This is a genomic window from Arthrobacter sp. NPDC093139 (assembly GCF_044754165.1).
Classification (GTDB): Bacteria; Actinomycetota; Actinomycetes; order Actinomycetales; family Micrococcaceae; genus Arthrobacter.
On the sequence record NZ_JBIVOO010000013.1, the window covers coordinates 1 to 17,103 of the forward strand.

Genomic DNA, 17,103 nt, shown 5'->3' on the forward strand with positions numbered 1-17,103 from the left:
CCGGGGCCCGCTCCGGGAAGCGCTGCAGCGCCTGTGCCAGGAAGGGCTCCTGGTCAGCCACCGCAACCGTGGCGTCTTCGTCACGGAGCTTTCCATCGCCGACATCAGGGAAATCTATGAGGTCCGGGAATCCGTCGAGACAGCGGCTGCAAATACACTGCTCGACGGCAGCCACGAGCAGCTCCAAGACACCTGCGAAGTGCTGAAGGAAGTCATCAGGGACATGGCAAAGCAGGTTGCCGGGTCCGACTGGCAGGAACTTGCACGGCTGGACATGCAATTCCACACCTCCTTCGTCGCAGGCACGGGAAATACCCGGCTGATCCGGATTTACGAAACGCTGGCCGCCGAATCACGGATGTGCATCCTCAACCTGGAAGTCTCCTATCCGTGGGTAGACGTTCTGGTGGAGGAACACCAGAAGGTCTTGGATCTGCTGGAGGCAGGCGACAGGAAAGGCCTCCTCAAGGCCATCAAACGGCACATGCAAAAAGCCGTTGAGGACCTCACCGCCACCACACAGCAGGACAAATAGCGGCCCGGGGTTCGCGAACCCCGTAACTCTGCAGTGACCATGTCCGGCCCAGGCCGGGTCCCAGCGGCCGTTGCAACGCCCAGAATTCTTGAGGGGTTGCAACGGCCGCTTCCACGTTAAGCGGCGCCACCGGCTGCAAAAGGGAGAATTTACCCTAGCAATTGTCAACAATCGACGATAAAGTGGAGGGGGAACTTCACATCGAGTTCCGGATCACGCCCGGAAGCCTCCTGGGTCAGAGCAGGTCAGGGGCACCGGACGGCAGAAGCTTCTCAGATTTCCTCGTATCGCCTGACACCTGCACCATTGCATTCCGCCCCCAGGCACCCTTCTTCAGCCTCAACTCCTTGAAAGGTAGACAAAGTGCGACAGAGCAGTCACGCAGCCACGTGGAACACACTCGAGCAGGGCGACATCGTCGTCCTTAGCCAGCAGGGCGTCCCCCGCCATAAGGGCTTGATTGATGATCGGACTGAAGATGGCCGGACGATTTGGGTCACCGACGAACTTGGTCATCGACGGCTTTTCCATATTGAGGACGACTATGACCTCACGATTTCCCACAGCCCATTCCCTAACTAGACATGCCATGAATGCACAGCCGCACGTGCTCGTTGGAGATGCTGGACGGACGATCCGATGCTCAGTTTGATCGTTCTCATCACGGCAGGATTCCTGACGAGCGCAACTGCAATCAGCTACGCAAACTCCTCCGGCGCCACACTGGCGCAGGGGAGGAGATCCAGAGCCGGCCTCCTTTCGCAGATCTGTATCGCAGGCTTTGCCCTCGGGGCTATCCTCTTGGCCGTCCATGTTCAGCTGGGAGGGTCACTTTGAGGGAACAAGACGCAGCGATGTACCTGGAAGGGCCATATAGCGGCAGCAAAATGGTGGGTCCAGCCCCGGTGCCAAAAGGAATCGAACTGCTCTTCCACGACCCCTTCTCCGATTCCTTGAGCGCCCAACAAGCTGCACCTAGTCGGATCCGAACTGGAGCCCTCAACAGTGCGCGCGATCTGGAACCAGCACCCAGAACCCCCCCGGCTTCCCGATCGGATCAGATCGATGCAGTGGTGCGCGAACTGAAGCTCCTCGCACGGCGCAACGGGACCGCCCTGGAGTAGCACGGGACGCACTTGCCCTCCCTGCAGCCACCAGCAGGATCGTAAGAGTTACCCCGCATTTCGAAAGGTCTTGGGAGGAAATGTATAGCTGTTATACAGTTTTAGGGTGATAAATGAAGCAGTGACAGTTGCGGACGCTGTACGCACCCGACTGGAACGCAGCCTCCTCGCCGGGGATTACTCAGCGGGGGCAGTGCTCAAGGACAGCCACGTTGCCCAGCAGTTGGGGGTGGCCAGGCCCACTGCCCGAGTCGCGGTGCAGAGCCTCATCGCTGATGGCTTCCTGGAACGTGAAACCGGGCGAAGCGCCAGGGTCCGTCGTTTCTCCGTTCAGGACGTGGCCGACATATTTCTGGTACGCCGACTCATCGAATTCGAGGCGGTCCGCTCGGTCTGTCGCGGTGCCGACATGGGACCAATCCGGGAATCGCTCGCGAGGTTTTCGGAGGTAAGCGATAACCAGGACTGGGAAACTGCGGCACAGGCTGACATGGGCTTTCATTCGGCGGTCGTGGGAGCCGCCGACTCGCCACGGCTCAGCAGGCTCTTTCAGACGATTTCCACAGAGATCCGCCTCCTGATGGCACTCCTTCGCCCCAGGTACTTGCATGTATCCACACTTCACGATGAACACACTGAGCTCCTGAATGCGCTGATAGCCGGCAACGCGCAGAAGGCATTGAAGCTTTGGGCGGCCCATTTGGACGACGCCGAAGCGTTCCTCAGCACGAGAACCCAGGAAGAACTCTCCCGGGAGCACTAGTACGGCAACACAACTCGAAACCGTTCCATGACAATCCAAGTGGAAAGCGCACCATGCATTCAAAGATCACTGCCCCGGAACGTGCACCGATCCTGGCAAAGCTTCAGGCCGCGGGCGTGCCCGTGGAAGCCTCGGGTCACCGGCTGGCCGCATACTCCTATGACGCGTCCAACTACCGGGTCCCGCCTCTCGGCGTTGTATTTCCACGCAGCGTCGACGACGTCCGCGCCGTCATGGCGGCATGCCGGGAAACCGGAACTGCCCTGATCAGCCGGGGCGGGGGGACGTCCATGGCTGGAAACGCGATCGGCCCGGGAGTTGTGCTGGACTTCTCGCGCCATATGAACCGGATCATAGCCGTCGATCAGGCGACAGGAACGGCGGACGTCGAGGCCGGCGTCGTGCTTGCCCAGCTCACCCGCGAAACTGAACGGGCAACCGGCGGGAGCCTCACTTTCGCCCCCGACCCGTCCTCAAAAAACCGTGCCACCATCGGCGGCGCCATCGGCAACGACGCCTGCGGCAACCACTCGGTGCGTTATGGACGGACCTCCGACCACGTCCACGAGATCGACGTCGTCACTTCCGACGGCGCCTTACTCACCGCATCAGACAACGGCGTCCGGGCCACCGATCCGTCCGACGCTTACTCCGTATCCCGCGCGTTCCAGTTGGGCGAAGACCTCAAGAAACTCGCCCAGGACAACCTGTCTGCTTTCCGCCTTGAACTCGGCCGCATCCAGCGCCAGGTTTCCGGCTACCACCTTGCCAATCTCCTGCCGGAAAACGGTCTGAACGTTGCCAGGGCCCTGGTCGGCACCGAAGGAACCTGCGCCGTCGTCGTCCGCGCCCGCATGAAACTCGTCCCCAAGCCATCCAGTGCACTGCTGGTGTGCCTCGGCTATGCCGACGTGGTCGATGCCGCAAAGGACATCGAGACCATCCTTGACTTCTCCCCGGCAGCGGTCGAAGGCATCGACGAGGCCATCGTTGACACCATGCGGCTGCGCCGCGGAGACGACTCCGTCCTGGGGCTGCCCCAGGGCAAGGCGTTCCTGTACGTTGACCTCGACGGCGACGACCCGGATGAAGTGGCCCGCCAGGCCGCCCTGCTGCTCGAACGGCTCGAGGCGAACGGCCGCCTGGTCGATGGGTGTGCCGTTCCGGACTCTGCTGAACGCGCTACATTGTGGCGGGTCAGGGAGGACGGCGCCGGCCTGTCATCGAGGCCAGCCAGTGGCGGGGAATCCCAGGCCGGCTGGGAGGACTCCGCCGTCGCCCCGCAGAACCTTGCAGCCTACCTGGCCGACTTCCGGACGCTCCTGGACGACTATGGACTGACCGGAATCATGTACGGGCACTTCGGGGCCGGATGCATGCACATCCGGATCACCTACGACCTGCGCAGCGAAGAGGGCCGCAACGTCTTCCGCAAGTTCACGCAGGCAGCCGCCGAACTTGTCGTCCGCCATGGAGGCTCCCTGTCCGGCGAACACGGCGACGGCCGTGCCCGCTCTGCGCTGCTTTCGCACATGTATTCCCCCGGCATGCTCGCCGCGTTCGAGGAATACCGCAGGATGTGGGATGGGGCAGGGATCCTGAATCCGGGGTCGATTACCGATCCGGATCCGTTTGACGCCAACCTGGCCCTCGAGGGCATCCCCGAGCGTGAGTGGAGAACGCACTTCGAGCTCCGGCCCGTAGAGGCCGCCGCGGCCGGAGCCGACCCCTGGGTGCATGCCGTCCAGGCTTGCATCGGCGTCGGCAGATGCCGTTCGGACTCCGGCGGAGTGATGTGCCCGAGCTACCGGGCCACAGGGGACGAGAAAGACTCGACGCGCGGACGGTCCAGGGTGCTCCAGGACATGGTCCGGGGCGCCCGGACCGTCGACGAAGGCTGGAAGTCGGAAGATGTCCGCGAGGCGTTGGACCTGTGCCTGGCCTGCAAGGCCTGTTCCAACGACTGTCCCGCTGGCGTGGACATGGCGAGCTACAAGTCGGAGTTCTTCTCGCACTACTACGAGGGCAGGCTCCGGCCGATGTCGCACTTCTCGCTCGGGTGGCTGCCCAGGTGGCTGAAGCTCACGTCCCGCATCAGCCCGCTGGTCAATGCAGTCCTGGCGAGCCCGCTGGGGAAGGTGGTGGCAGCAGCAGGTGGTCTCACCACGAAGAGGGCCATGCCGAAATTCGCCTCCGGAAAGATGCTCAGCGATGCCCTCGCAGATTTCGCAAAGACGCCGGCGGCCGCTGACACAGTGCTCTTCGTCGACTCCTTCACTAAGGGTTTCCGACCGGAGGTGGCCGGAGCAGCTGCACGGGTTATCGAAGGGACCGGAAGGCAGGTCTCCTGCGAGACAGACGCCTGCTGCGGCCTGACCTGGATCTCAACGGGGCAGCTCGACGCTGCCAAGAAGATGTTGGGCAGGACCGTGGCCAAGCTGGATGACGGCAGCGATGCCCCCATCGTCGTCATCGAACCCAGCTGTGCCGCAGCCCTCAAAAAGGACGGCCCCGAGCTTCTCGGCACCGAAGCCGCCGAACGCGTTTCACACCGGATCCAGAGCTTCGCCGAAGCCGTGAAGCAATGGGTGGACGGCGGCTGGACGCCCCCGGCCGTGCCGTCCGCGGTAACCGTGCAGACCCATTGCCACGAGTACTCAACCTTCGGGGCGACCGTACAGCGCAAGGCATTGGCGGCCCTGGGAGTAGCCAATGTCGCGGAGGCAACAGGTTGCTGCGGCGTAGCGGGAAACTTCGGGTTCGAAGCCAACCACTACGACATCTCCATGAAAGTGGCACAGCAGGCACTGGCTCCTGCCCTTGAAAGCACTGCGGCAGAGACACCGGTCCTTGCCGACGGCTTCAGCTGTGCAATGCAGGTCAAGCAGCTGGAACCGGAGCGCAAGAGCCTCCATCTGGCCGAACTCCTTGATCCCCGGAACACCATCCCGAAGAAAACACCGGAGAACACTCAGGGACCTGAAGGACCCGCCTCACGGCGCGGGCGTCGGCAGGGCTGAACAGGGCTGCGTTGCCCATAGACCGCGGACCGTGCCGGCCAACAGGACTCCATGCATGGGCCGGCACGGTCCGCATTTCCCAGGCAGATGAACTGCACATGAACCGGCAGGTATGGCGGGGCCGGTCAAGTGAACCGAACGCGCCCGGGATGATGCATTGTTTTCCCGCCTGCCCGGTCCTACCGTGAAGGGACGGTAGGGCGAAGCAGGTGCGGGCATGCGAGAAATTTCCTGGTCATCGCGCTGGATTCTGTCATGCTTCCTGGTGGCCTGCCTGTTCTGCGGGTTCACCACGCCGGCCCCTGCGGCGGTCGGCACCCAGCCGCCCACCGCCGTCGAAAAGCCTGCTGCAGGGCCTGCCATCCCCGATGAGGCATTTGAGGCGGTGGACGCCTTCCTGCGGGAGCAGATTAACGCAATGGGGCTGCCGGGAGCCGCCGTCGTTATCGTCAAGGACGGCGTCCAGGTGCATTCCGCCGCGTTTGGCCGCGCCGACAACTCGGGGCGCCCCATGACGCCCCAGACTCCGGTGCTGCTGGCGTCAACTACCAAGTCCCTCACGGCCATTGCCGTGATGCAGCAGGTCGAGGCCGGCAGGCTCCGGCTGGATGAGCCTGTGCGGACCTACCTGCCCTGGTTCACTCTGCGGGACAGCCGCTCATCGGAGATTACCGTCCGCCATTTGCTCCACCAGGCCAGCGGCATGGCGGCCAAGGACACGGCCTTCGAAGGCTCGGACGCGCAGGGCCCGGAAGCCATTGAAGAAGGTGTGCGCGCCCTGTCAGGTTCCCCGCTGGCAGGGGTTCCGGGGGAAGCATTCGGGTATGCCAATGCCAACTTCAATATCCTGGGCCTTCTGGTGCAGACGGTCTCCGGCCAGCCGTTCGGGGACTACGTGCAGCAGCACCTGTTCGAGCCCCTGGAGATGTCCCACAGCCATACCACGCGCGCCGCTGCCCGCACAGACAGCGCGGCAGCCGGACATTCCCTGTGGTTCGGCACGTTCTGGCAGCAGACCGAGGTGCCCGCACCCACCACCGGCATGCCGTCCACCACCATGTACGCCTCCGCCGAGGACAAGAGCCACGAACTGATCGCCCTGCTGGACAACGGCCTGTACCGTGACCGGCGCATTCTCCGGCCCGACAGTGTGAAGGCCCTGCTCGAGCCCCGGGTCCGGGTGGACGAGTCCAAGGGCTACGCCATGGGCTGGTTCACCCGGCCGCTCGTGGAATCTGCCGCCCCTGGCGAACCGCCCGGCCCGGATACCCACCCGCTGCTCGTGGAGCATCAAGGGGAATGGGGGAATTCGCACACCTACCAGGCTCTGGTTCCCAGCTCCGGCCTCGGCGTCGCCATGGTCATCAACGCCAATGACACCTCGGCCCCGTCACGGCTCAAAGCCATGGACACCAACATCCTGCGGATCCTCCACGGCCAGCCCCCGGCGCCGGCGGTGGTGCAGGAGGACTGGCTTCAGCGCTACAGCTGGGCCGTCTCGCTGGCACTGCTGCTCGCGGAACTGCTGAGCCTGTGGCTGGCGCTCTCCGTACTCCGGCGAAGCCCCGCCGCGGCCGACAAGCCGTGGACGCCATGGGGGGTGGGCCTGGCAGGGCTCGCCCTCGACGGATTCGCGCTGTGGCTGTGCTTCATCTACGCCCCCGCCAAGTTCGACACCAACCTGGCCGTCATCGTCCGCCAGTTCCCCGACGTCGGCGCCTTGCTGGTGCCGGTGCTCGCGCTGGCCATCATCTGGCCGGTCCCCCGCACTGTGTGGCTGCTCGTCCGGATGCGGGCACGTCCAGACATCCACCGGTGACTTACGCCGGAAAGCCTTGTAGTGTCGTGGCCACCGGGCGGGAGGCACCGCCCCAATGGCCGCTATCAAGGAGAGAACATGGCTGTCGACGACGACGAGGCACAGATCCTGGCGCAATGGAGCAACCGGCTGGCGCAGGCCCTGCAGCTCCTGGACCTCGAATTCGACCAGGAAATGGTTCTGGACCTCGCCAGGAAATCGGCGCGGTCAGTGACCCACGCCGCCGCGCCGATCACTTCGCTCATGGTGGGCTATGCCGCGGGACTCGCAACCGGCAGCGGCAGTGAAGGCTCCAAAGCCTCAGCCGCGGCGATCGCGCAGGCCGCCGGGGTCGCGGCGCAGCTCTGTGAGGACGGGGCCTACGGCGGTCCGGCCAACCAGGGCTGGGCGGACACCGCCCAGTAAGCGACGGCGCTTACGCTGCCTTGCGCTTGGCTCTTTGGCGGAGCCAGAATCCCACACCCACCAGGGCACCAAGAAGGACAGCGGCTCCGCCTCCGATGAAGAAGCTCACTTCGGCTTTGTTGGAGCTGTCCTGAAGGGGCTCAGGTCCCGCCGCCGGTCCCGCCTCAGGCGTGGCCGATCCCGCCTTCGCTGCGGTGGCTTCCGACGAGAGGACCGAAACGGAGTTGCCCGCACGGTTTGCCACATAGACAGTGCCGTCCGGGGTCACAGCGAGACGTCCCGGCTCCTTTCCCACGGGTACGGTCCTTGTGACGTCGGATTCTCCTGGTCCGATCACCGAGACCGTGCGGTCCACACTGTTGGTGACGTAGATGGAGCCGTCCGGGCCGGCGGCGACTTCCTGAGGGGAACGGCCTACAGGAATGCGCCGTGCCACGGCCGCCGTCTTCGGTTCGATGACCACGACTTCGTCTGTGAGGACGTTGGTGACGTACACGGTGCCGTCAGGGGCGGCGGCGATTCCGTGAGGATTCGACTTGCGCCCGACGTCAATCGTGCGGGAGGCCGTACCCGAACCTGCGGGGATGACTGAGACGGTGCCGGAATGCTCGTTGGTGACGAAGGCAGTGCCGTCCTTCGCCACTGCCACGGCACGCGGGCCAGCGCCCACCTTGATGGTCCGAGCAATCGTGGCGGCATCCGGGAGGATGACTGAAACGGTTCCCTCATTGGGGTTGGCAACGAAAAGAGAACCATCCGGTCCGGCGGCAAGCCAATGCTCCCCGTGTGAAACGGGAATGGTCCTGGCCACCTCGTCAGCTGCTCCGGGAAGGACAGCGATCTCCCGCTGGTCCGAGCCCCCACTCTGCACTAAGTACAGGGTTCCGTCCGGGGCTGATGCCACCGAAGTCGGAAAGTTGCCGGTGCGGACCGTACGTGCGGGCACCCTGGCACCCGGCGTTAAGACGAACATGCCGCCTGACCAGTCGTAACGGGTTACAAAGACCGTGCCGTCAGAACTCGCCGCAACACCTACGGGTGGCCCGGGGAGGCCTATCACCGTGCCTTGATCTGCGGATGCGGGCGAAACCCCGAACGACACAACAGAGATGGCAGCGGCTGCGGCGGCCAGCTTCAAAAAACCCACGGAAAGAATCCCCCAAATGTTCACGTGTCGTGACGGCAGCAAGCGTCCCGACGGTTGAAGTCTACCGGCGGGCGAGGGCGCAGGCTGCGGCGCGGCGGCCTCCTCGAAAGAGGCCAGCCGGCCAGTACGGCTGCTGCTTCCGGCCGCGTCGACGGATCGTCGACGCGGCCGGCTGACGCTCAACTGATCGTGATGGAGAGCTCCTTTTCTGAGAAAGCGCCCAGATCGTCTGTCACGCGGACTGTGAAGGTGAACGTGCCGGTTGTGGTGGGGGTTCCGGAGATGGTGTTCTCCCGCTTGGGCAGTTCCAGGCCGGGCGGGAGGGCCCCGGCGACCACCGACCAGGTGTAGGGCTGGACGCCACCGCTGGCGAACAGGTTGCCGCAGCAGTAGAACTCGCCGACAGTTCCGCTGGAGAGCGCCTCGGTGGTGATGGTCGGCGCCTCTGGCGGGAGGATCTCGATCGTGAAGGTCTCCGTGTCGGTTGCACGGGTCTCGTCCTTGACCTGGACCGTGAACGTGAAGGTGCCGGCGGTCGTGGGGATTCCGTTGATCAGCCCGGAGCTGCCAGCGAAGTCAAACAGCTTTGTGCCCGCGGGAAGGCGTCCGTCGACGACCTTGAACGTCGGGATCTTGTTCGACGAGGCGCAATCGGTCACGGTGATGAAGTAAGTGAGCTCGGTCCCGACCTGGCCGGTCACAGGTTCACTCTGGGGGTCGATGGTGCACGTCGCGGCCTGCGCGGGCGGCACTCCGAGCACCAGGAACGGTAGGACAAGAAGCAATATCAGCAATTTTCGCATCAGGGACTCCTTAATGTGGGCGAGGTATCTCCTCGCTACCTATTTGAAATAGGACATCCTGACGCCCGCACCCTATGGAAACCCAACAAACCCTATGAAGCTCAAGCGGCCCACACTGGGACCTTTCGGCGACGCTGACATTGCGGTTGGCCGCACCTGTTCACCTCCCATCCAACTCCCCGCACACCGCCGTCCATCTGGCCTTCCTACGGTGAACGGGTCGGCGGCTCAGCGCCGACCACCGACCACCCGGGAGGAACCATGACCCTGCGCACAGTCCTGACTGCCGCGGCCGCCGCCGCGCTCATCGCCGCAATGGCGAGCCCCGCCGTCGCCGCCCCGACCGCGGACGCCGGCACGCCGTCGTCGAACGCTGCCGGAACCGCACCGTCACCAGACACCAACCTGGTTAAGACCCGCGAACGCAACGGTTCCTTTGACCTGCAGTCCCACCGCGGGGGCCGCGGGGAATGGACCGAGGAATCCCTGGCCGCGTTCGCCAAGTCGCTGGAGCTGGGCGTGACGACGCTGGAGCTGGACACCCACCTGACCGAGGACGGCAGCGTCGTCGTCTGGCACGACGACTCCATCCAGGCGAACAAGTGCCGCGACACCAGCCCCGCCATCCCCGGCGACGCCGAATTCCCGTACGTGGGCGACCGCGTCGCGGACCTGACCCTCGACCAGGTCAAAACCCTGGACTGCGGCTTCGTGCAGCTGCCCGGCTACCCGGAGCAGGAAGTGATCGACGGCAACAAGATCGCCGAGCTCAAGGACGTCTTTGAGCTGGCAGCCAGCTTCAATGCCCGGAAGGTCCGCTTCAACGTCGAAACCAAGGTGGAGGACGGCAAGGCCGGTGGCGAGGGCATGGTGGCGCTCACCAAGGCCGTGGTCACCGAGATCTATAAAGCCGGGATGTCCCACCGCACCACGCTGCAGTCCTTCGACTGGTCCTCGCTGAACTACACCAGGAAGATCGCCCCGCAACTCCCGCTCGTGGCCCTCTCCAGCGGCGACGCCTGGCTCGAAGTCGGCCAGCCCGGCGCCAGCCCGAACCTCGGCGGCATCGACATCGACGACTACAACGGCTCCCTCGCCAAGGCCGCCAAAGCCCAGGGCTACGACGTCATCTCCCCCGACTTCCGCTCCGTCACCCCGCAGATGATCACCGAAGCCCACGAGTTCGGCCTGCCCGTCATCCCCTGGACCGTCAACACCACCGCGGACATGGCCCGCCTGATGGACCTCGGCGTGGACGGCATCATCACCGACTACCCCACCCGCCTGCGTACCCTTATGGACCAGCGCGGCCTGAAGTTGCCGAAGCCGTACACGCTGAACAGCTGATCCTCACCCTTAGAAAAGTACGACGGCGGCCGTCCCCGTTTTGGGGGCGTCCGCCTCGCGCTTGGGTTGCCGCCGAACAAACGCCCTGCTACATCGTCATCCCGTCGGTCGCCGCGGGCGACAGTGCAATGGCCAGTGCAATCACGGCCAGCGCCACCGCAACGGACCGGTTTGCGAGCCGTTTCCAGGGGAGCATCTTTTCGCCGGCGATGAATGCCCCGATCACCGCCATCCAGCCGATGCTCATCACACCGAGCGCGAACAGCGCCGTCATCAGCGCCCAGCAGCATGCCACGCACCACGCACCGTGCTCGACTCCCATCCGCAGCGCGCCGCCGTACCCGTGCCGCATGCGGTGCAGGATAAAATCGATGGGCGTCCGGCATTTCATCAGACTGACGTTCTTGGCCGGGGTCAGCTGGTAAACGGCCGCCACCAAAATCACTCCCGCGGCCAGATAGCGGCCTCCCTGGTCAGGGGCGAAGAGCCCCGGAGACTGCGCCGCGACTAAGCCGTACAGCGAGTAGGCGACCAGGCCGAAGGCCGTCCACGAGATCAGGTAACCGGCCACGAATACCGCGGTGCTCCCCGGCGGGGCGTGGCGTCCCATGCGGCGGCGGTGGTGATGTATCCGGTTGTGGGCAACGACCATCGGCGCGACGGACGGGAACATCATGGCCGCCAGCATCACAACCCAGGTAGAGACGAAGAAGCCCAGCGGGCCAGGGTCGGTCCAGCGGCCCATGTCCATCCCGCTCATCTGCGCTGAATTGAAGACCCAGCTCGCAGCCGCGAACCCGAGCAGGACCGCGATGAGACCGGCCTCGCGTGCATCGAGCCTGGACGAGGATGGACGCGGAAGAGACGCTGCGCCCGAAGAACCGGACGGCAACGCAGCCGAAACGGCGGTGCGCACACCGTGCGCACTGCCTCTCGCGAAGAGCTGAGCAGCATGAGCTGCGGCGCTCAGACCCGGCCCTTGGGGGCGTCCTCGGCCATCTCACTGGCGAAGGTGAAATCCGCGGTTTCCTGCAGAAGGCGAAGTCGACTCCCGACAGATCGGTACTGTCGAGCCGTCCGCTCGCGATATGGAAGACATTCACGCCGCGGCACTGGCCGTCCCGTCCGGTGGGCACGCCGTCGACGGGGCACGGACAAATCAACTGGCAGTTACAGTTGCCAACATAAGTTCCGGACATTTCCCAAGACATGAGCACTCCTCGCAGGCGCCCTCGCCAAGCAGAAGCGGCCCAGTGCTGGCGCCGAAATACTTAGAAACGGGGCGGAGAACCCCGTTAAGGCAGACGGCATTCCCGGGTGATCCGCATGTCAATATGCCGAAATTACGCTTGAAACAGCCCCGTTTCGTTATCGCTCGTCGCTTCGGTAGTCGACGGCGACGACCGCCGGCGGGGGTCCCTGCAACATTTCCAGTGTCAGTCCATGGATCTCTTTGATTTGGTCCCGGAACCACACATCGTAGGGATCGTCTGACTCGGCGGCCATCTGGAAGGCCTTGGCCAAATCCTTTCCCTCTTGAAAGATGCACGCGAAGTCCCCTTCCGGGGTTTGCATCAGTGATACAACTTCCCGAACCACGCCCATGCGCTTTCGGGAGCGGTCATAGTCCTCCCCCTTGGCGTTCTCGGCGAGTGCCTTCCACGCCTCCAGTTTGCCGGGCAGAATCGGGAGAGACCAAACGATGCACTCCATGACGGTTCCCTTCCGTGCCGTAAGCCAGGGCCCGATCCTAGTTCTTTCGGGAGACGCGGTAAATGGGCGCAGAAAAAGAGCAGAGCAATGTACTCGTCTGCTCGCGAACAGCCGGCTAGGACTGCTCTGCCGGCTGTTCTTGCGCCACCCACTTAGCCACGGCCTCAGTTGGGTCGGGTTCTTGACTCGCGTGTCTGAAGGTCAAGTCGTATCTGCCCCCAGGAAGTTCTATCGGGAACTCCGATAATTCTCGAAGCTCTGACTTACTGTCCTTGTCTCCACCTTGGTAGGTTACGTGCAGCCTCATAGCCGCAACCGTAGAACAACTGCTGACTCTTAGAAAGGCCCCTCAAGCACGACGAGGAACTCTACAACAGTGTTCAGAAGGAGCAGCGGTTATCAACCGTCGCCTTTGTCCTGGTCTTTCTTCTTCTTTTCGGCGTCCTTCTTCGCCTCCTCCTGCCGCTTCTCGGCCTCCTTTTGCGCGTCTTCTTCCTGATCCTTGTGGTTCTTGGTGTCTGAAGGATCAGTCGCAGGAGTTGTTGGGAGCGGTTCGGGTGTCGGTGTCATGGCTGCTTCAAGGTCGTCCTTGAGTGTGCTGATGGCGGCCTCGATCCGGGCTTTTCGCTGCTGTGACACCTGGCGCTGTTCTGCAGCCGTTGTCACGTCCTGGCCAAGCTGTTCAAGCTCAGCCAGCGCTGCGGGGAAGTTCTGCTGCGCGGCGAGTTGTTTCGCTGCAGCCACGCGGTCCTGCAGTTTCCCGGCGACTCCGGCGTCCAGCTCGGGCGCAGCCGAGCAGGCAGTTACCAGTGAAAGCCCAAGGCAGGCGGCCAGAACGGAGGTAAGCAGTTGGTTCATGGTGTGACGCTTTCTTCCAGTTCTTTAAAGTGTTCGCCCATTTGCCCAGGGATAACCGGCGACGGTGTTTCCACCGGTGCCGGGGCCGGCCGCTGAATGGACGTCAGCAGTACTCCCACGAGGACCACGGCCAGAGCTGCGACGGCAACCAAGACCCAAAGCCGGCGGCTCCGGATGCTTCTGAGTTTCTTCCAGGGGCGCTGCCGGACCGGTTTTGGCTCCATGGAGGCTGGTTCGCGTGCCGGCATCTCCGGGACGGGATGCCACGACGTGGCGTTGGTTACCTGGCTGGCCGAGAGGGCAGGCAGCCGGGCATCACCCTGCAGCCCCGCCCTGCCTTCGGATTGAGGAACCCTGGGACCGTCCGCGCTCAGCACCCGGGTGGCCGTGGGAAGTGCTTCCGTTGCGGTTTTCGCCACAGGTGGATATTTGGCTGGCACGGTCCATTCACCGGCCATGCCCAGCGTTGTTGCGATACTTACGGCGTCCGGCCGGTCTTGTGGGTCCCGGGCAGTCATCGCAGCGAGCAGGGATTTCCACTGCGGGCCCAGGGCATCCGGGATGTCCGGAACCCGGGAGAGACGGGCCACCGCGGATTCCATCGGAGGTCCGGGGAATGCCACCTTCCCGGTAAGAGCCTCCAGCAGCACCAGGCCCAGCGAATAGATGTCTGCCGGCGGTCCCACGTTCTCTCCGCTGGCCTGCTCCGGGCTCAAATAGGCCGCTGTCCCGGGAATCATGTTGATTGCGGTGAGCCTGGCCCCGTCGAGCATTCGTGCGATTCCAAAGTCCGCGAGCTTAGGCCTTAACGGGGAATCCGCCGCATAACGGGTCAGCAGGATGTTGGCCGGCTTTACATCGCGGTGCACCACGCCGCGATCGTGGATGTAGTGCAGAGCTTCAGCCAGCTCGGCTCCTAGCCGGGCCGTTTCGGCGGAAGTCAGCGGCCCGGATGCGAGGTGGCGGCGAAGATCAGTTCCACTGACAAGTTCCATGACCAGAAAGGGCACTTCCCGTTGGCCGCGGAGCAGAGTACCGGTGTCGAAGAGCGTGACCAAGGCGTGGTGGTTCAGCCTGGCGAGCGTCCGGGCTTCTGTCTGCTGCCTCGCCAGTTCCTCCGGGTCGGTGATGTCGGCACGGAAGATCTTGAGGGCGACGTCCCGGCTGAGGACCAGGTCCGTTCCCCGGTAGACGCTTCCCATGCCTCCATGGCCAAGCACTTCTTCGACCCTGTAACGCTCCCGGAGGACCGTTCCAGCCATCCCGGTTTCCGTGTCTTCGGTCATGGACACCTGCCTTCCACTAGATCCACTCTAGCCATGTCACTGCCGCCCCGCCCGCCCCTGCCTGCCGGGATCTACCGCTCAGGCTCCACGCGCGGAAGACTGGGCTTGACCAGCCGCTGGAGAAGGAGCCATTCCGTGAGAACCGCCCCGTCCGTCATCGTCTTCGACGTCAACGAAACCCTGTCCGACATGTCCCCGCTGGCTGACCGTTTCGCGGAGACCGGTGCGCCGGCGTCGCTCGCCAGACTGTGGTTCACCACGCTGCTCCGCGACGGCTTCGCCCTCACAGCGGCCGGGGACAACAGCGCCTTTGCCGAGATCGGGGCGGAGGCACTGCGCGGGCTGCTCACCGGCCTGGACCTGAGGATGGAAGCGGACGCGGCCGTGGAACACATCATGCAAGGCATGGCCGGGCTGGAACTCCATGCCGACGTGCCGGACGGTGTCTCGTCCCTTAAGGCGGCCGGCTACCGGCTTGCCACGCTGACGAACGGCTCCACCGACGTCGCGGAGAATCTCTTCACCACCGCCGGGATCCGGGACAGCTTCGATCTCCTGCTGTCAGTCGACGACGCCCCGGCCTGGAAGCCCGCCCGCGGAGCCTACGACTTTGCAGCCGCCGCCTGCGGAACCGACCCGGATCAGATGCTCCTGGTGGCGGTCCACCCCTGGGACATCCACGGCGCCGCGCGTGCGGGACTCGGCACAGCATGGATCAACCGTTCCGGGGCTCCCTATCCGGCTTATTTCGCGGAACCCGATTACACGGTGCCATCACTGCCTGAGCTGGCGCGGACGCTTGCGGGCGCCCGACCGGACTGAAGCACTTAAACAGACGGCCCCGCCGGACGCTACGTCCGGCGGGGCCGTCTGTCAGTCAGTGCGGTAGCCACCCCCAGCAACCTCCCGCCGAAGCTTCCTACTTCGCGGTCAGAGTCCAGTCACCGTCGGACTTGATCTGCACGAAACCGGGCGTCAGCTGGACCGTACCGCTGTAGGTGCCCTCCTCGTCGACGGGCAGTTCCGGAATCTCGGACCCGAAGCCCTCCACGAGGAACTGCCCCTCGCCGTTGTTGGTGATGGCAGCCTTGTCGCTCGGAGCATCCCAGTAAATAACGGCGTCGCCATGCCCGCGCGCCTTGCCGGTCGCCGTGGGTACAGCGTCAACGTCCTCCACCTTCAGGGTCCATGCCGCATCGGCACTGATGCTGAACTGGGACGTGACAGAACCGGTGCTGGTGTCCACAAGGTGGGAGCCTGCGTAGCCGCCAACGGTGTTCACCAGCATGATCTCCGCACCGTCGGTCTCCAGCACCGTTTCGCCGGTGCACGCCTTGCAGGTGAAGGTCACCAGCGCAGGCAGGCCCTGCAGGTCCACCGATTTAATCGCGTCGCCGGTTCCTGTGAAGGACCGGGCGGCCAGGCGCGGGCGGTCGTCACCGGCTATCGCTTCCTGAGACGCGGCAGGTGCCGATTCGGACGGTTCCGAAGCAACGGGCTCCTCCGTGATCGGTGCGGCGGAGACAATCGGCGACGTGGCCGCGCTTTGGATGGCCAGGGCAGCCGCGGCCCCGGTGACCGCGCCGACAATCATTCCGCCCACCACGAGCACTGCCGAGACCGCTATCGCGAGCACCTTGTGCTGCGCATACCCCGCCAGCGGTCGGCCGCCCTTGTCCGTCTGCTTTCCCGCCAGGGTGATGATCAGATCCACAAGCGCCCAGACGCCGACGCCGCCGAGGGTAAGCAGCTTGGCGATGCCCGTACCGATCTTGCCGAGGTAGAAGCGGTCCACGCCGAGGCTTCCGAGAAACAGTGAGAAAAGCCAGGTGGCGAGGAAAGACTTTTGTGGAGCAACGCCGAACTGCCAGCCCGAGTCAGACTGCAGGCCTGCACCATAAGGGCTCGCGCCATATTGCAGGCCTGAGCCATACTGCTGCCCGGGAAACCCTGGTGCGCCGTAGGTGGTGTAGTCGGCCGGCGGGGGTGGTGGCGGGGTTTGGCCGGGCTGGCTCATGGCGGTCCTTTCGGGCTGGTGACGGCAGGGGTCACCGAGGAGGGGTGGGATGGCGGGGGTGCGCCGATTGACGCGGGTGGGTGCAGAGCCGTTGGGGCGACCACTGGCTCGGCGGGAAGGGCAGGCTACAGGTAGCGCTGGGAAACTGTCCGGTTTCCGGCCTCGAGGGCTGGCGATTCCGGACGGCACGGTACGTTCACACGAGTGGTCTCACAGAGCGATCCCACATGAGTGATTTCATGGCTGATTTCACACAGCATTTATCG

General features: G+C 64.3%; 15 protein-coding genes and 1 pseudogene. 7 read left to right on the forward strand and 9 right to left on the reverse strand.

Annotated elements, in window-relative coordinates; all coding sequences use genetic code 11:
- Positions 1–535: GntR family transcriptional regulator (locus ACIP90_RS17210; RefSeq protein WP_400580782.1), on the forward strand; the 535-nt coding region annotated here is incomplete at its 5' end.
- Positions 536–874: 339 nt separating this feature from the next.
- Here ACIP90_RS17210 and ACIP90_RS17215 read toward each other — a convergent pair.
- The gene (locus ACIP90_RS17215) at positions 875–1,099 is read right to left on the reverse strand and encodes a hypothetical protein (protein WP_400580783.1); all 225 of its coding nucleotides are present in this window, start codon (positions 1,097–1,099) and stop codon (positions 875–877) included.
- A 666-nt stretch (positions 1,100–1,765) separates the two neighbouring features.
- Here ACIP90_RS17215 and ACIP90_RS17220 point away from each other — a divergent pair.
- From ACIP90_RS17220 to ACIP90_RS17235, 4 genes are all read left to right on the forward strand, one after another.
- Entirely contained in the window at positions 1,766–2,422 is a 657-nt protein-coding gene (locus ACIP90_RS17220) for a GntR family transcriptional regulator (RefSeq protein WP_400580784.1), read from the forward strand.
- A gap of 53 nt (positions 2,423–2,475) precedes the next feature.
- Positions 2,476–5,442: an FAD-binding and (Fe-S)-binding domain-containing protein gene (locus tag ACIP90_RS17225; protein ID WP_400580785.1), complete on the forward strand. Its 2,967-nt coding sequence runs from the start codon at positions 2,476–2,478 to the stop codon at positions 5,440–5,442.
- A gap of 217 nt (positions 5,443–5,659) precedes the next feature.
- Positions 5,660–7,261 carry a serine hydrolase domain-containing protein gene (locus ACIP90_RS17230; protein ID WP_400580786.1) on the forward strand — a complete coding sequence of 534 codons (1,602 nt, stop codon included), beginning with the start codon at positions 5,660–5,662 and terminating at the stop codon, positions 7,259–7,261.
- A 78-nt stretch (positions 7,262–7,339) separates the two neighbouring features.
- Positions 7,340–7,666 carry a DUF6457 domain-containing protein gene (locus tag ACIP90_RS17235; RefSeq protein ID WP_400580787.1) on the forward strand — a complete coding sequence of 109 codons (327 nt, stop codon included), beginning with the start codon at positions 7,340–7,342 and terminating at the stop codon, positions 7,664–7,666.
- A gap of 10 nt (positions 7,667–7,676) precedes the next feature.
- On the opposite strand, the gene ACIP90_RS17240 is transcribed toward ACIP90_RS17235, so the two are convergent.
- On the reverse strand, positions 7,677–8,813 hold the full coding sequence (locus ACIP90_RS17240; protein WP_400580788.1) for a hypothetical protein: 1,137 nt from the start codon (positions 8,811–8,813) through the stop codon (positions 7,677–7,679).
- A gap of 179 nt (positions 8,814–8,992) precedes the next feature.
- Positions 8,993–9,616, reverse strand: a complete 624-nt coding sequence (locus ACIP90_RS17245) for an Ig domain-containing protein (protein WP_400580789.1) — start codon at positions 9,614–9,616, stop codon at positions 8,993–8,995.
- Between the two features lie 267 nt (positions 9,617–9,883).
- Between ACIP90_RS17245 and ACIP90_RS17250 the strand changes: the two genes are divergently transcribed.
- Positions 9,884–10,963 (forward strand): glycerophosphodiester phosphodiesterase family protein, encoded by a 1,080-nt coding sequence (locus ACIP90_RS17250; RefSeq protein WP_400580882.1) that lies wholly within the window; start codon positions 9,884–9,886, stop codon positions 10,961–10,963.
- A gap of 88 nt (positions 10,964–11,051) precedes the next feature.
- On the opposite strand, the gene ACIP90_RS17255 is transcribed toward ACIP90_RS17250, so the two are convergent.
- From ACIP90_RS17255 to ACIP90_RS17275, 5 genes and pseudogenes are all read right to left on the reverse strand, one after another.
- Positions 11,052–11,879, reverse strand: coding sequence for a DUF2182 domain-containing protein (locus tag ACIP90_RS17255; RefSeq protein WP_400580790.1), 828 nt, complete (start codon positions 11,877–11,879; stop codon positions 11,052–11,054).
- 130 nt (positions 11,880–12,009) lie between these two features.
- Positions 12,010–12,174: pseudogene (locus ACIP90_RS17260) on the reverse strand (DUF1326 domain-containing protein); the annotation flags it as partial.
- Between the two features lie 157 nt (positions 12,175–12,331).
- Entirely contained in the window at positions 12,332–12,676 is a 345-nt protein-coding gene (locus tag ACIP90_RS17265; RefSeq protein WP_400580791.1) for a DUF6176 family protein, read from the reverse strand.
- 399 nt (positions 12,677–13,075) lie between these two features.
- Entirely contained in the window at positions 13,076–13,534 is a 459-nt protein-coding gene (locus tag ACIP90_RS17270; RefSeq protein WP_400580792.1) for a hypothetical protein, read from the reverse strand.
- Positions 13,531–14,820 (reverse strand): serine/threonine-protein kinase, encoded by a 1,290-nt coding sequence (locus ACIP90_RS17275; protein WP_400580793.1) that lies wholly within the window; start codon positions 14,818–14,820, stop codon positions 13,531–13,533. Before ACIP90_RS17275 ends, ACIP90_RS17270 begins: the two co-directional genes overlap by 4 nt.
- Before the next feature lie 135 nt (positions 14,821–14,955).
- Between ACIP90_RS17275 and ACIP90_RS17280 the strand changes: the two genes are divergently transcribed.
- Positions 14,956–15,642 carry a haloacid dehalogenase type II gene (locus tag ACIP90_RS17280; protein WP_400580794.1) on the forward strand — a complete coding sequence of 229 codons (687 nt, stop codon included), beginning with the start codon at positions 14,956–14,958 and terminating at the stop codon, positions 15,640–15,642.
- A gap of 97 nt (positions 15,643–15,739) precedes the next feature.
- Here the strand turns inward: ACIP90_RS17280 and ACIP90_RS17285 are convergent, their stop codons facing one another.
- Positions 15,740–16,837: a TM2 domain-containing protein gene (locus ACIP90_RS17285; RefSeq protein WP_400580795.1), complete on the reverse strand. Its 1,098-nt coding sequence runs from the start codon at positions 16,835–16,837 to the stop codon at positions 15,740–15,742.
- Positions 16,838–17,103 lie beyond the last annotated feature (266 nt).